The organism is Pseudoclavibacter sp. VKM Ac-2867, from assembly GCF_015351275.1.
GTDB lineage: Bacteria > Actinomycetota > Actinomycetes > Actinomycetales > Microbacteriaceae > Pseudoclavibacter.
The window spans coordinates 26,463-41,111 of record NZ_JADKSL010000003.1; the positions used below are offsets into that span (position 1 = coordinate 26,463).

Sequence of the window (14,649 nt, forward strand, 5' to 3'; positions counted from 1 at the left end):
GGGCCAGACCGAGCGGCACCCGACACGAGCTTCAGAGAGGCACATCATGAGTCAAGAGCTGCACACCCTCGGCGCAGTCAGGCAGAGACAGCTGCTCGCGAGCGGCGAGCTCTCGCCGGTGGCGCTCACGAGCGCCTACCTGGCACGTCTGGACGCGGATGGAGGTGCATCCGGAGCCTTCATCACCGTCACCGCAGACCGCGCGTTGGATCGAGCTCGAGCGCTCGAGCGGCAACCCTCGTCCACATCTCGCCGCGGAGACCTGCACGAGGCTCCGCTCTGGGGGATGCCCTTCGCGGACAAGGACCTCGAACCGCGCGCCGACGTGCCGACCTCCTTCGGCTCGCGCGCCTTCGCCGGGTATGTGCCGGAGGAGAGCTCGCCGCTGGTCGAGACCATGGACGCGGCCGGCGGCATCAGCCTGGGGAAGACGAACACGCCCGAGTTCGGTCTCCCCGCCTACACCGAGAACGCGGTGGCCCCGCCCGCAGTCACCCCGTGGGGTGCTGGGCTCGGGGCCGGCGGCTCCTCGGGAGGTGCGGCGGCGGCTGTCGCAGCCGGCCTGCTTCCGTTCGCGCCGGGCTCGGACGGTGGCGGGTCTATCCGCATCCCGGCTTCCGCCTGCGGTCTGGTCGGTCTCAAGCCGAGCCGGGGCCGAGTGCCGGATGGGTCGGGCGTCGGCTCCCTCGCGGGGCTCCCCGTCTCGGGCCCCATCGCGAGGAGCACGGCGGATGCTGCGCTCCTGCTCGACGGGATGATCGCCCGGCGCAGGGACGGCAGCCAGGCCGACCGGAGCGCACTCACGGCACCGGCAGGGGAGCGTTCCTACCTCGACGCTCTTGACGTGCCCCTTCGGAAGCTGCGGATCGGCTTCAACTGCTGGTCGCCGTGGTCCACGGAGTACAAGATCGCGCTCGACGATGAGGTCGCCGCGGTCTTCGAAGCCGCCAAGGAGCAGCTTTCGCGACTCGGACACGAGCTCGTGCCGGTCACGCCGACGGACGCGCCCGAGTACTTCGACGCGTTCCGGACGGTGTGGCAGGCCGGCGCCTCGACGATCCCCATGGAGGGGCCCGAACTGGAGGCCCTTGAGCCCCTCACGCGGTGGCTCGTCGGCGTCGGACGGACGAAGGGCGCCGCGGAGCTGGCTGCCTCGCTCGCGTCGCTCGCCGCGTTCGAGCGCGCGATCATCCGCCAGTACTCGGACGTGGACGTCGTCCTGACACCGACGCTCGCGATGACGCCTCGGCCGCTCGGCTGGTTCGACGCGAGCGACGGGGAGCGGAACTTCGAGCAGCAGTGCCAGTACACGCCGTACACGTCCTACGTGAACGTGACCGGGCTGCCCGCCATCACCATGCCGGTCGGGTTCGCGAATGACCTGCCGGCGGGGGTGCAGGCCATCGGTCGGCCGGGCGACGAGGCGACGCTCCTTCGGCTGTCGCTGCAGCTCGAGCGCGAGTTCGACTGGCCGAGCCGGTACCCGCCCGCCTGGGATCGTGCGGCGCGCTCCTGAGGGTGCTCAGCTGTTCGATGCGGGGCGGCGACGGGCCGGCAGGTAGTTGCCGTCCTCGAGTCCCGCCTCGATCTCGAAGCGGTTCTTGAGCGGATCGAATCCGGCGAGCCAGTAGAGCGGCGGGAACAGGAAACCGTAGCGCTTCCACTGCTCGACGTGCACGCGCTCGTGGCGGAACACCCGTTCGCCAACGGTGTCGCGAGTGAGGTAGACCCGGCCGACGCACGTCCCGCCCCGGCGGAACGCCCACTTGGGCAGGCCACTGCAGACGATGAGTCCGTCATGGTTCTCGACTCGGCCCGTGGAGAGCGGCACGCCCACTGCGAGCCCGACGGCCGTCGCCGCGTGGTAGCCGAGCCGGGACAGCGGCGAATCGAGGAACACGCTCTTCAAGGGGTTCATGGGTGAGGACCTTCGTTCGCTGGTGCGTTGGCGGCTGGAAAGGAGGACGCCGCTGAGACCCGACCGTGTGAGACGGGTCCCAGCGGCGAACACTTGCGCTGGGAGGCCTAGAAGCTCTGCTCCGGCGCGTCGATGGCAGCAGGCGCGCGCTGGCCCTGCTTGAGAGCCGCGAGCCGGGCCTCGACCTCGGTCAGCTTGCCGAGGTCCTCGAGCTGGTTGAACTGCGAGTCGAGGCTCGAGGTCTGCAGCTCCTGCTGGCCGCGCACGAGCGCCTCCTGCCGGCGGACCTTCTCCTCGAAGCGACCCAGGTCGCTGGTCGGGTCCATCACGTTGATGCTGCCGAGGGCTTCGTTGACCTTCTGCTGCGCCTCGGCCGTCTTGGCGCGGGCGGCGAGCTGGTCGCGCTTCGCGCCGAGCTGGCGGAGCTTCTCGCGCATGCCGTCGAGGCCGCCCTTGAGCTGCTCGACGACCTGCGTCTGGGTGCGGATCTGCGGCTCGGCCGTGCGAGCTTCCGTCTCGGACTCGATCTGGCGCGACAGGGCGACCTTCGCGAGGTTGTCGAACTTCTGCGCGTCGACCTCGTCGTTCGCTGCGCGCAGCTCGTCGGCCTTGCGGCTGGCGGCGAGGGCCTTGTTGCCCCACTCGGACGCGGCCTGGACGTCTTCCCGGTAGTCGTCTTCGAGCATGCGGAGCTGGCCGATGGTCTGCGCGATCGCCGCCTCCGCCTCCTTGATGTTCGAGCTGAAGTCGCGGATGAGCTGGTCGATCATGAGCTGCGGGTCTTCCGCGTTGTCGATGAGCGAGTTGATGTTGGCGCGGACGAGCTGGCTGATTCGTCCGAAGATGGACTGCTTGTTGGACATCGAGTGCTTCCTTTTCGCTGGTGATCCGTGATGAATGGCCGTGATGTGTCGGAGTGCCGTGATGTGTCGGAGTAACTGTGGAGCGCTGTCTGCGTGCTGGGTGCGTGTCAGCGCCTTCTGCCGCCGCCCGATGAGCGGAAGCCTCCTCCCGAGGAGCGGAAACCGCCCGAGGAGCGGAAGCCCGACGAGCCGCCGCCCGATCGGCGACCCGAGCTGCCGCCCGATCGGCGACCCGAGCTGCCGCCCCACGAGCTGCCGCCGCCCCAGGAGCTTCGGCCGGAGGAGCCGCTGTTGCTGATGAGTCCGCCGAGGATCCCGCCGAGGAGTCCCGAGTTGAAGCTGCTGTTGGAGTTCGAACCCGAGGACACGCCCCAGCTCTGCTCGTAGCCGCTGCGCTGCATCTGCACTTGGCTTCTGGCCTGCTCTGTGGCCCGCTCGGCGAGGCTGATCGCGCTCTTGGCTCGCTGCATCGCCTCCTCAGGCTGGGTGGCCGCGAGCTGCTCCGCTGTGCGGAGTTCGGTCTCCGCCTGCTGGATCCGGGCGCGCGGCTCGCTCTCCACGGCACCTCGACGCGCGTCGATGAACTGGAGTCCGCCCGTGACAGCCGAGCGGGCCTGAGCGAGGGCGACATCGAGCTGCCTGCGGAGTCCCGCCAGGCGCTCGTGCTCCTGGAGGAGCGACGCGATCGCAGCGTCCAGGGCCTCGTCCGCCTCCCTGAGACCCCCGAGAGTCCTGAGCGGATCGGCGGCCGAGGCGCTCCCGGAGCGGGCCCTGGCGATCGCCTCTTGGGCGGTGGCCTGCGCTGCGGCGGCCGCGGCAGCCACGTCGGGCTGCAGTGACGCCTGCTGGACGAGCTGCGTGCTGCGCGCGAGACCGGCCTCCAGCTCGCCGATCTCCTGGCGGATGAGCTGCTCCGCGTTCTCGAGGTCGCTGGCGGCGGCGCCAATGGAGCGCAGAACCGAGGTCACCTGCGAGAGCGCGAGCTGCGCGTCGCCGATGTCGACGGCTGCTGGCCCCGTCCGTCCTTCGCGCAGACCGCCATCGGCGTTCTGCGTCTCGGTGCGCGCGAGCGCAAGGAGCTCGCGGGCGTGGCTGGTCGAGTCGTCGACCGTGGAGAGCGCCTGCGGGCTATAGCGGGCGCGGAGCGCCGTCAGCTGGGACTCGGCACCCTGCATCTGTCCCTCGAGTCGATCGAGTTCGCCGCGGACCTGCCTGAGCAGCTCTGGCGCGTTGCGCTCCATGTCCCGGAGCTTCTCGAAGCGCGCGGCCTGCTCGGCGACGCGCTGCTCGGCCAGGTTCACGAAACCGAGGATGGCCTCGTTCATCTGCATCTGGGCTGGCAGCGGCTCGGGTTCGGTGTCGAGGTACTGGCCTTGAACGCCGAACGCGCGACGCAGCTGTTCGCGGGCGTCCGCCACCGCTGCTCGGTACTCGGCGACCGGCTCGGGTCCGAACTGCGCCTCGGCGAAGCTGACCTCCTGGTCGGCGGAGTTCACCAGGTTGTCGACCCTGACGAGCTCGCCGGCAGCGCGCTGCGCGAGCTGCTCGAGTTGCGCCTTCTGCTCGGCCTCCGTCGCCTGCTGGCCCTTCTTCTTCCTGCGCCGAGCGCTGAGCACGACGAAGAGGATGATGAGGGCGACCACGACGATGAACCCGCCCACGAAGAGGAAGATCGTACCGACTGCGGCGCCCGTCACGAGCTCGCCGCCACCCGCGCCTCCGGTGGTTGCGCCGGCACCGGTGAGTTCCTGGCGGAGCGAGTCCGCCGCCGAGATGGCGGCCTGACCGTACTGCCCGGAGTCGAGGTTCGGGGCGATCGACTGCGTCTCGATGTCGCGCAGCGCACCGTCGCCCAGGGGGAACGCGCTGTCGGTGTTGAGGCCGAAATCGAGCTGGTCGACACCGACGTACAGGATGACGGCCTCGGAGCCGAGGTCGTTGACCGAAGCGAACTCGCTGGCCCAGTCGAACCCCGAGCTCGGGTTAGAGAAGCGATCGACGATCGCGAAATACATCGTGTAGTCGGTCTCGGCCTCGAGCGTCGAGATCGCCTGTTCGATGTCGGAGGTGTCGCCGGTGACGAGCCCACCCGGGTCGAAGATGTGGCCCTGCGGCGAGCCCGGGCTCTCGGCCGGGGCTATGGCGGTGGAGGAGCCGGAGGAAGTGATCGGAGAGACCTCGGCGGATGCTGGCGCACTCGTTCCGAGGAGTGCTGCGGCAGCGATGCCGAGCAGAGCGAGCGCACGACGCACGGAGACCCCTTTCTGGCCGGTCATCGGCCTTCTCCGTAACGCTAGCGGGGTGTAGCCGTGAAGAACGTGATTGTTGTGCGCGTGGTGACGCCACGAGTGAACAGGCGGCGAACAGTGCCCTTCGCAGGTGAGCGCTTCGTGACGATCCGGCGTCGATGTGTGATTCCACATGGAGTTCCGTAGAATTGTCGTGCACCGGACAAGCACTCCTTGTCCGGTTTTCACATGAGACACCGGAGGTTCAACGTGCGAAGTGAAGATGTACGCACCAAGCGTTTCAACGCTCTGAAGTTCGACGGATGCTACGACGTCCGAGAGGTCGACCAGTTCCTCGACCAGGCCGCCGCCGCCCTCGAGGCGCACGAGAGGGGTCTGCGGGAGCAGGCGGAGATCGTCAGGTCCCATGAGGTCCAGGCCGTCAAGTTCACGTCCCGCGTCTACGAGCGTGGCTACTCCGCTCAGGAAGTGGATGTCTTCCTCGAGGAGCTCGCAGACGCGCTCGGAAGCTACGAGACCGAGTCCGGCGCCGATGGACGCGCGCAGCGCTGAGCGACAGGCGCGCCTCAGGAGGGCTTGTTAGGCTGGCCTAACTCACCCCGAACGAGGAGCCCATCACCGTGACAGACGTCGTTGCCCAGAAGTCCCGCAAGCGGGGACCCACCGTCCGCCTGAGCGTGGAGCGCACCGAGCGACTCAGTCGCTCACTGGTCCGGGTCCACTTCCTCGGGGCAGACCTCGACGACTTCGACCTCGAGCACGCCGACACCTATCTGAAGCTGCACTTCGGGGGAGGCGTCGGCGAGCTCGAGCTCCCGTTCGATCTCCAAGAGCTCCGCGCGACGCTTCCCAACGAGCAGGTCCCCGTCCGGCGCACCTACACGGTTCGTGGGATCGACCGCGCGAGCGGCACGGTCTCCGTCGACTTCGTCGTCCATGGCGACGCCGGTGTCGCCGGCCCGTGGGCTCGCGACGCGAAGCCAGGCGACGTCATCGTGGCCACGACACCGCACGGTGCTTACTCGCCGCTCCCCGAGAGCGACTGGCATCTCATCTGCGGTGACGAGTCCGCACTCCCGGCGATCGCGCGCACCCTCGAAGCGCTTGCCGAGGACGCGAAGGGCGCGGTCCTCGTCGAAGTAGCAGGGGATGAGGACCACATCGAACTCTCGGCCCCGACGGGCGTCACCGTTCAGTGGCTCCACCGAGGCGAGCATGGCGGGTACGACCAGCAGCTGATCGCGGCAGCCGTCGAGGACCTCGCATTCCCCGATGGACTCGTGCAGGTCTTCGCACACGGCGAGCGCGAGCAGATGAAGCGACTCAGGAAGATCTTCTCCGCCCGTGGCGTCGAGCGCTCGCAGCTCTCCCTCTCCGGCTACTGGGCCGCCGGACGCACGGAAGACGCCTTCCAGAGCGAGAAGCGCGAGCCCGTCGGCCAGATCTTCTGATCCCGCGAGCTCGCCCTCCCGCTACCAGGAGCCGGGCTTGTAGTCCTTGAGGAAGACCCCGAAGAGATCCTCGCCAGATTCGCCGCGGACGATCGGGTCGTAGACGCGGGCTGCACCGTCGACGAGGTCGAGTGGGGCGTGGAAGCCCTCCTCGGCGAGGCGGATCTTCGTGAAGTGGGGCCGCTCATCCGTGATCCAGCCGGTATCGACGGCGGTCATGAGGATGCGGTCGCTCTCGAACATCTCCCGAGCGCTGGTGCGAGTGAGCATGTTCAGGGCCGCCTTCGCCATGTTCGTGTGAGGGTGGCCAGGGCCCTTGTAGCCGCGTCCGAAGACCCCCTCCATCGCGGAGACGTTCACGATGTAGGTGCGGCGTGCCGATGACGCCTTGAGCGCGCCACGGAGCCTGCTCACGAGCAGGAACGGCGCGGTCATGTTCGCGAGCTGCACTTCGAGCATCTCGAGAGGCTCGACCTCGTCGACGTGCTGGGTCCACGAGTTGATGTGCAGCTCGTCCGGGAGCAGGCCGCCCGCGTCGATGGCGGTGCCAGCCGCGAGCCGCTCGAGCGACGAGGAGCCGGCGGCCATGGCGTCTGCGGTCAGCTCCTCGGCGGTGCGTCCCGCCGCTGAGGACAGGATCGGGTGCGCGGCGACCGACTCCGCCAGGGCGAGCGGATGCGCGTCGTTCGTGTGCCCGAAGGTCACGAGCTCGGGAAGCGGTCCGTCCGGCAGCGGCGCGAGCTCTGCCTCGACGAGTGGCGCGTAGGAGCCGGGGGAGCGGCGCACCGTCTGGGCGGCATTGTTGATGAGGATGTCCAGCGGGCCAGCGGCCGTGACGGAGTCCGCGAGGCCCATGACCTGTGCGGGATCACGGAGGTCGATGCCGACGATCTTGAGCCGGTCGATCCACTCCGGCGAGTCAGGCAGGGCCGAGAATCGGCGGACGGCGTCGCGCGGGAAGCGCGTCGTGATCGTCGTGTGCGCGCCGTCGCGGAGCAGCCGCAGCGCGATGTACATCCCGATCTTCGCTCGGCCGCCCGTGAGAAGGGCCCGCTTGCCGGTCAGATCGGCGCGCGCATCCCGCTTCGAGTGGCTGAAGGCTGCGCAGTCGGGGCAGAGCTGATGGTAGAACGCGTCGACCACCGTGTACGGCTGCTTGCAGATGTAGCAGGCGCGTGGCTTGAGCAGCTCGCCGGCCGTCGGAGCGGTCGTCGAGGTCGAGATCGGGATGCCGCGAGTCTCGTCGTCGATGCGGTCGGGTGCTCCCGTGGCAGTCGCGGCGACGACGGCCTTATCGGCGTCGGCGATGCGCTGGCGCTTCGCGGCTCGCCCGACACGCTTCACATCCTTGAAGAACTGCGCCGTCGCCCGACGGACCGTGATGAAGTCCGGGTCCTCGCGGTCGTAGGCGGAGAGCTGCTCGAGCACGCGCAGAGTCGTCGCGAGGTCGGCCTCGGCGATGCGCTCTGGCGCGAACTCCGGTCCGTTGGTCTCGTCTGGCGTCGCCGTGGGCGTCTCGTCTGGGGTCTCGGAAGGCACACGAGATTGTAGAGGCCAGCGGGCAGGCGCGCCACACGCGCCCACCCGCCAGCCCCGCGGCCCTCTCGCCGCGACTAGGAGGCGACTGCTCTCGGCGCCCCCATGCCAGGGTCGATCTGGTGCGGGCCGTTGACCGACGGCCGCACGTCGAAGTCGAAGATCGCCGTGGGGAGATAGACGGTGGAACACGAGTTCGGGATGTCGACGACGCCGGAGAGGCGACCTTCGATGGGGGCCGAGCCGAGGAGCAGGTAGGCCTGCTCCGGTGCGTAGCCGAACTTCGTGAGGTAGTCGATCGCGTGCAGGCACGCCCGCTGGTAGGACAGATGGGAGTCGAGGTAGCGCTGCTCGCCATCGAGCGTGACCGATGTGCCGGAGAACGCGATCCACTCGCTGTAGTTGGGCTCCACATTGCCCGGCATGAAGATGGCATTCTCCGAGACCCCGTACGTCTCCATGCCTCCCTTGATCAGGTCGACGCGCACATCCATGAAGCCGCCCATCTCGATGGCGCCGCAGAAGGTGATCTCCCCATCGCCCTGGGAGAAGTGCAGGTCGCCCATCGACAGGTTCGCCCCGTCCACGAAGACGGGGTAGAAGATGCGGGTGCCCTTCGAGAGGTTCTTGATGTCCTGGTTGCCGCCGTTCTCGCGCGGGGGAGCCGTCCTGGCGGCCTCGCCGGCGACACGATCGAACTCGGAATCCGGGAGCGAGCCGAGCACCGCGAACTGGGGCTCCGGCGGCAGCGCGAGCGGCGGCACCCTGCCGGGATCGGTCGCGATGAGCTTTCCCTCACGCGCGTTCCACTTCGCGAGCAGCTCCGCCGATGGAGCCGTCCCCATGAGCCCCGGGTGGATGAGGCCGGTGAAGGACACCCCGGGCACGTGACGGGACGTCGCCGTCTGGCCGCTGAAGTCCCAGATCGCCTTGTAGGCGTCCGGGAACTGATCGGTGAGGAACCCTCCGCCGTTCTCCTTCGCGAAGATTCCCGTGTAGCCCCATCCCTGCCCTGCGAGCGGCCCCTTCTCCTGGGGAATGGGGCCGACGTCGAGGATGTCGACGATGAGGAGGTCGCCAGGTTTCGCGCCCTCGATCCGGAACGGCCCGCTCAGCTTGTGCACCGTCAGCAGCGGCGCGTTCAGGATGTCCTCCGCGGAGTCGTCGTTGACGATCGCCCCGTCGAACCACTCCCGGCAGTCGACGCGGAACTCGTCGCCGGGCTTCACCGTCGCAACTGGCGGAATCTCCGGATGCCACCGGTTGTGGCCGATCTTCTCCTGGTCCTCGAACTTCTTCGTCGAGTCGAGTGGAAACAGCACGTCGGGCATGGCTCGGTCCTTTCGTCGGTAACCGATTCGCCATCTCTTGCGTGACGGCAGCCTCGGTCGGTGCGAGCCCCGCGACGTCAGTGTCGCGGCAGCTTCGCGTGGAGTGGGTTGCGAGTGATGCCGCCGCCGGGTCTCCGAGGAGCTCCGGGGAGCGAGGTCACGACGTCCGGCTCATGCGCGGATCTCGAGGCGGCATCGATGAGGTCGTAGGCGGAAGAGCCTGCGGCGGAGAGATGCGGGGCAGCCGGGCGGCGCCTCGCGTCTTGCCCGCACTCTGGGCACACGGATCTCTCCGGTACCGAGTGCATGGTGTGCACCTCGTCGAAGCGGTGCGCGTTCTCGCACCGATACGTGTAGGTGGGCATCCTTGCCTCCCCTCGTCGAGGTACTGCCGACCGTAGCGGTGGGGCGACGAGGGTGTCAATGTCCTCTCGCACACGTGTCCTGCGCGTCGGCCGGTCGATCCCGGCGTGTGGGCATGAGCGTCTGCACGCTGGGGATGCGGAAGGGCCCGACGCTGCTGAGCAGCGCCGGGCCCTTGCGATGTCACCAGACATCGAGATGTGCCCCCGACAGGAGTCGAACCTGCGACCTTCGGTACCGGAAACCGGTGCTCTATCCACTGAGCTACGGAGGCGGATGCGGAACTGAGCATTCAGCAACGCGGAGCCAATACTAACAGGGCGCGAGGGTGCCCGAACGCCACTCCGCGACGCCGCGCGCAGCTGTGGGGGAAGGCCACGGGAGCGTGACACAATCCGCTGGTGATGCGAAAGATCGAATCTGCCATTGACCTCGAACTCGACGGGGAAGCCGACCTCGTGTTCTCGATCGCTGCCCACACGCTGGCGAACCTCGAGAGCGAGTCGTTCACGATCACGGGCGACGGCGAACCCCTCGACGTCATCGAATCCATCGACCGCTCCGAGTGCCGGCTGCACCGCGTGACGACCTCCGCGAAGCACATCGAGATGCGCTACTCCGCGACGGTGCTCGACCGCGCGCAGCCGAACGAGCCGGAGGAGCTGGACCTCATCCAGTTCCGCCGCCCGTCCCGCTACGCGGAGTCGGACCTGCTCGGACCGACCGCGCGTTCGATGTTCCGCGGCAAGCAGGGCTTCGAGCTCGTCGACGCGGTCGTCGACTGGGTCTCGCGGAACATCAGCTACGTGCCTGGCTCGAGCGCCCCGACCGACGGCGCGCGCGACACCTTCCTGAAGCGGCAGGGCGTCTGCCGTGACTTCGCTCACCTGACGATCGCGTTCCTGCGCGCCAACGACCTCCCGGCACGCCTCGTGTCCGTGTACGCGCCGGGGCTCGTGCCCATGGACTTCCACGCCGTCGTCGAGGTCCTCGTCGACGGAGCCTGGTACGTCGTCGACTCGACGCACCTGGCCCCGCGCCGTCTCATGCAGCGCATCGCGAGCGGTCGGGACGCCGCAGACACGGCATTCCTGAGCAACACGATCGCGAACCTCCGGCTGTCCAAGCTGCACGTCGACGCGACCTCGAGCGAGCTCATCCTCGAGGACTGGACCGAGCGGGTGCAGCTGGGCTGACGGCGGCGCGAGCACGCGCCGCCGACGGCCCTCGAGCGGCTCTAGAATGGGAGGCCTATGACTTCTCCAGCTCTCGTCACGGCACTCACCACCGCTGTCAACGCCGCGCTCGCGCCCCTCGAAGGGGCTGAGGGCATCACCGTCCCCGAGACGGACATCGTGCTCGAACGGCCGCGCAACCGCGACCACGGCGACTGGGCATCGAACATCGCGATGCGCCTCGCGAAGCGCGTCGGCACCAACCCGCGTGAGCTGGCCTCCGGCATCGTCGAGCAGCTGATCCTCGACCCCCAGGTGGCGAGTGCAGATGTCGCGGGCCCAGGCTTCATCAACATCACCCTCGACACGGCCACAGCTGGCGCCCTCGCCAAGGTGATCGTCGACGCTGGCTCTGCGTACGGCAATGGCGACTCGCTCGCCGGCGTCAAGCTCAACCTGGAGTTCGTCTCCGCCAACCCGACGGGCCCCATCCACATGGGCGGTGTTCGCTGGGCGGCCGTCGGCGACTCCCTGGCCCGCGTCCTCACGGCGGCAGGTGCCGACGTGACGCGCGAGTACTACTTCAACGATCACGGGGCGCAGATCGACCGCTTCGCGAGGTCGCTGCTCGCGGCCTACCTCGGCGAGGGCACTCCGGAGGACGGCTACGGCGGCGCCTACATCAGCGACATCGCCGGGCAGGTTGCCGCGGCCTACGGGGACGGCATCGCCGAGCTCGACCGGGAGGCCCAGCAGGAGGTCTTCCGCTCCAAGGGCGTCGAGCAGATGTTCGGTGAGATCAAGCAGAAGCTTTACGACTTCGGCGTCGACTTCGACGTGTTCTTCCACGAGGATTCGGTGCACGAGTCCGGTGCGGTCTCGCGAGCCATCGAGCGCCTCCGCGAGCAGGGTCAGATCTTCGAGCAGGACGGCGCGCAGTGGCTGCGCACTACCGAGTTCGGCGACGACAAGGACCGCGTCGTCGTGCGATCCAACGGCAGCCCGACCTACATGGCCGGCGACATCGGCTATTACCTCGACAAGCGCGAGCGTGGCTTCGACCAGTGCATCATCATGCTCGGCGCCGACCACCACGGCTACGTGGCTCGCATGATGGCGATGGTCGCGGCCTTCGGCGACCAGCCGGGCGTCAACCTGCAGATCCTCATCGGCCAGATGGTGAATCTCGTGAAGGACGGCGAGCCCGTGCGCATGTCGAAGCGCGCCGGCACGATCGTGACCCTCGACGACCTCGTCGACGCGGTCGGCGTCGACGCGGGCCGCTACGCCCTCGTGCGCTCCTCGGCGAACTCGACGCTCGACATCGACCTCGATGTCCTCGCTCAGCGCACCAACGACAACCCCGTCTACTACGTGCAGTACGCGCACGCCCGGACCTGCGCGGTCGGACGCAACGCCGCCGAATCCGGAGTCGACCGCTCGGTCTTCGAGCCCTCCCTGCTCGACCACGAGTCCGAGTCGGCGCTTCTCGGGGCGCTGCAGGACTTCCCGCGTGTCGTCGCTGCCGCCGCCGAGCTGCGCGAGCCGCACCGCGTCGCCCGCTTCGCGGAGGAGCTCGCGGGCCTCTACCACCGCTGGTACGACAGCTGCCGTGTCATCCCGCGTGGGGACGACGAGATCACCGACCTCCACCGCACCCGCCTGTGGCTGAACGACGCCACGAGCACGGTCCTGCGCTCGGCACTCACCATGCTCGGCGTCTCGGCTCCCGAGCGGATGTAGTCGGAGGTGACCGCGCTCGATCCGCCGGAGGAGCGCATCCAGCTCCTGCGGAAGTCGCGCGCACGCGGCTGGGTCACGGCCTCGCTCTGGCTGCTCGGCGCCCTGCTGCTGCTCGTCGGCCTCGACGTCGGGGTTCGCCTCGTCGCGCAGGATCGCATCGCCCAGCAGGTGCAGGACACGCTCCCGCCCGGGGTGGACGGCGAGGTCAGCACGCGTGTGCACGGCTTCTCGACGCTGTGGCAGCTCGCGACCGGTCGGGCGAGCCACGTCACGGTCTCAGCGGATGAGCTCACCGCCTACGGCCTGAACCTGGCGGCGACCGTGGACGCGTACGGCGTGCACATCTTCGACGGGATGCGGACCGAGATGCTGACGGGCACGCTCAATGTGCCGGAGGCGACCCTCGAGGGCGTCGCCGCGCTCCCCGGAACCGATGCCTCGCTCACACTCGGCGACGACGAGCTGTCCTACCGCTCGACGGTCTCCATCCTGGGCCTCACGGGCACGCTCACCGTCGACGCGCAGCTGCGCCTGGTCGACGGCGAGGTGATCATCGATCCGACGGATGTCGAGGTGTCCGGGACGGCGTTCGGCCAGGCCCTCACGCAGGCGCTCCCTGACATCGCCGAGTTCGCGGTGCCGATCTGCACCGCCGACTACCTCCCTGCCGGCCTGCACGTGTCCGAGCTGCGCATCGCGGAGGGGATGCTCACGGTCGGCGTCGAGGCGAGGAACATCGCACTCTCCGCCGAGATCCCTGATTCCGGGGAGTTCTCCACCTGTCGCGACTAGTTTCGAGCTGCGACGATGGGGTCCGTGCCGACGAGGCCGCCCCGACGCGCTCGACGGATCGCACTCCGCGCGACGTCGGCCGGCCGCCGAAGAACTGGAGAACTGAGATGAGCATGCCGCCGAACGGACAGGGCTTCGGTCAGCAGCCGGGGCAGGGTCAGCAGCCCGGGTACGGGCAGCAGGCATCGCAGCCCGGGTACGGCCAGCAGCCTGGTCAGCCGCAGCAGCCCGGACACGGCCAAGGGCCCCAGCAGCAGCCACCGTTCGGCCAGGGCTCCGGGTACCCGCATCCGTCGCAGCAGCCTGGCTACGGCCAGCCGCCACAAGGACCGGGCTACGGCCAGCCGCAGCAGCCGCAGCAGTTCGGCCAGCCGCAGCACGGCGGGGCCCCACAGCAGTACGCGCAGGCGGGCGGTCATCCGCCGCATGGTCAGCAGCCGGGCCCGTGGCAAGGGGGCCAGCCCCCGCAGGGGAAGAAGCCGCGGCCCTGGTACGCGCAATGGTGGCTCTGGACGGGCGTCGGTGTCGTCGTGATCGCCGGTGGTCTTGTCGTGGGCGAGGCCGTGGCGCGGGCGAACGTCACGAGCGCACTCGAGGAGCAGGCGGGGAAGATCGTCATCGACAACTACGGTGAGGCGGCGGCCCCGAGCGAGTACGCCGTCACGGTGGACGGCTTCAGCGTCCTCGCGCAGCTCCTCACCGGCAAGATCGAGCACGCCACCATGACGTCGCAGGGCGACGGCGACATCACCGTCGGCATCGACCTCACGGGCATCGACGCGTCGCTCGAAGGTCCCGTCGACTCGACCACGGTCGATCTCGCCGTCTCGACCGAGGTCCTCGACGGCGTTCCGGCCGCGCTCCAGGGTGAGGAGAGCGAGATCAACACCGACTCCTACGACACGACCATCAGCTACGGCGACAACGTGATCAACATCGAGGCCATCAGCGGCACCGGCGAGTGGCAGGTGAAGGTCGAGTCCGAACTCGGCTACGAGGCGACGGACGGCAAGCTCTTCGTCACGAGCGACAGCAGCATGACGCTCTTCGGGACCAGCATCCCGTTCGGCTCGAACGAGAAGGTCGAGGTGCCGACCTGTGCGGACTCGGAGCTCGAGGCGCAGGTCACCGAGGCCGCCGTCTCCAGCGACGCGATCTCGTTCTCCTGGAAGGTCGACGGCGCGCGGCTGAGCGAGCTGCCCGCGGTGGCCGACTGCCTGTAGTGCGC

The 14,649-nt window shown here is 68.8% G+C and carries 13 protein-coding genes and 1 tRNA gene; 7 read left to right on the forward strand and 7 right to left on the reverse strand.

All coding sequences use genetic code 11. The features are described 5' to 3' along the window. Positions 1 to 46 precede the first annotated feature (46 nt). Entirely contained in the window at positions 47 to 1,516 is a 1,470-nt protein-coding gene (locus ITJ67_RS04485) for an amidase (protein ID WP_194676904.1), read from the forward strand. 6 nt (positions 1,517 to 1,522) lie between these two features. Here the strand turns inward: ITJ67_RS04485 and ITJ67_RS04490 are convergent, their stop codons facing one another. The 3 genes from ITJ67_RS04490 to ITJ67_RS04500 all read right to left on the reverse strand — a co-directional run bounded on the left by ITJ67_RS04490 (position 1,523) and on the right by ITJ67_RS04500 (position 5,057). Further along, positions 1,523 to 1,918 carry a Fe-S oxidoreductase gene (locus ITJ67_RS04490; RefSeq protein WP_194676905.1) on the reverse strand — a complete coding sequence of 132 codons (396 nt, stop codon included), beginning with the start codon at positions 1,916 to 1,918 and terminating at the stop codon, positions 1,523 to 1,525. Positions 1,919 to 2,025: 107 nt separating this feature from the next. Beyond that, positions 2,026 to 2,781 (reverse strand): PspA/IM30 family protein, encoded by a 756-nt coding sequence (locus tag ITJ67_RS04495; protein ID WP_104241515.1) that lies wholly within the window; start codon positions 2,779 to 2,781, stop codon positions 2,026 to 2,028. Positions 2,782 to 2,888: 107 nt separating this feature from the next. Beyond that, a complete protein-coding gene (locus ITJ67_RS04500; RefSeq protein WP_194676906.1) occupies positions 2,889 to 5,057 on the reverse strand; it encodes a TPM domain-containing protein in 2,169 nt (722 codons plus the stop codon). A gap of 222 nt (positions 5,058 to 5,279) precedes the next feature. Here ITJ67_RS04500 and ITJ67_RS04505 point away from each other — a divergent pair, with 222 nt between their 5' ends. Next, on the forward strand, positions 5,280 to 5,582 hold the full coding sequence (locus ITJ67_RS04505; RefSeq protein ID WP_194676907.1) for a DivIVA domain-containing protein: 303 nt from the start codon (positions 5,280 to 5,282) through the stop codon (positions 5,580 to 5,582). A gap of 68 nt (positions 5,583 to 5,650) precedes the next feature. Further along, a complete protein-coding gene (locus ITJ67_RS04510) occupies positions 5,651 to 6,481 on the forward strand; it encodes a siderophore-interacting protein (protein ID WP_194676908.1) in 831 nt (276 codons plus the stop codon). A 21-nt stretch (positions 6,482 to 6,502) separates the two neighbouring features. Here the strand turns inward: ITJ67_RS04510 and ITJ67_RS04515 are convergent, their stop codons facing one another. From ITJ67_RS04515 to ITJ67_RS04530, 4 genes are all read right to left on the reverse strand, one after another. Then, positions 6,503 to 7,942: an SDR family NAD(P)-dependent oxidoreductase gene (locus tag ITJ67_RS04515; protein ID WP_160074184.1), complete on the reverse strand. Its 1,440-nt coding sequence runs from the start codon at positions 7,940 to 7,942 to the stop codon at positions 6,503 to 6,505. A 152-nt stretch (positions 7,943 to 8,094) separates the two neighbouring features. Further along, positions 8,095 to 9,348 (reverse strand): formamidase, encoded by a 1,254-nt coding sequence (fmdA, locus tag ITJ67_RS04520; RefSeq protein ID WP_194676909.1) that lies wholly within the window; start codon positions 9,346 to 9,348, stop codon positions 8,095 to 8,097. Positions 9,349 to 9,425: 77 nt separating this feature from the next. Beyond that, positions 9,426 to 9,905: an FmdB family zinc ribbon protein gene (locus tag ITJ67_RS20415; protein ID WP_416362304.1), complete on the reverse strand. Its 480-nt coding sequence runs from the start codon at positions 9,903 to 9,905 to the stop codon at positions 9,426 to 9,428. A gap of 7 nt (positions 9,906 to 9,912) precedes the next feature. Next, a tRNA-Arg gene (locus ITJ67_RS04530) sits at positions 9,913 to 9,985 on the reverse strand. Positions 9,986 to 10,115: 130 nt separating this feature from the next. Here ITJ67_RS04530 and ITJ67_RS04535 point away from each other — a divergent pair. The 4 genes from ITJ67_RS04535 to ITJ67_RS04550 all read left to right on the forward strand — a co-directional run bounded on the left by ITJ67_RS04535 (position 10,116) and on the right by ITJ67_RS04550 (position 14,644). Then, positions 10,116 to 10,907 carry a transglutaminase-like domain-containing protein gene (locus tag ITJ67_RS04535; RefSeq protein WP_181062671.1) on the forward strand — a complete coding sequence of 264 codons (792 nt, stop codon included), beginning with the start codon at positions 10,116 to 10,118 and terminating at the stop codon, positions 10,905 to 10,907. Between the two features lie 57 nt (positions 10,908 to 10,964). Then, the gene (gene argS, locus ITJ67_RS04540; protein ID WP_194676911.1) at positions 10,965 to 12,629 is read left to right on the forward strand and encodes an arginine--tRNA ligase; all 1,665 of its coding nucleotides are present in this window, start codon (positions 10,965 to 10,967) and stop codon (positions 12,627 to 12,629) included. Between the two features lie 6 nt (positions 12,630 to 12,635). Then, positions 12,636 to 13,421: a DUF2993 domain-containing protein gene (locus ITJ67_RS04545; RefSeq protein WP_160072205.1), complete on the forward strand. Its 786-nt coding sequence runs from the start codon at positions 12,636 to 12,638 to the stop codon at positions 13,419 to 13,421. A 107-nt stretch (positions 13,422 to 13,528) separates the two neighbouring features. Continuing rightward, positions 13,529 to 14,644, forward strand: coding sequence for an LmeA family phospholipid-binding protein (locus ITJ67_RS04550; protein ID WP_160072203.1), 1,116 nt, complete (start codon positions 13,529 to 13,531; stop codon positions 14,642 to 14,644). Positions 14,645 to 14,649 lie beyond the last annotated feature (5 nt).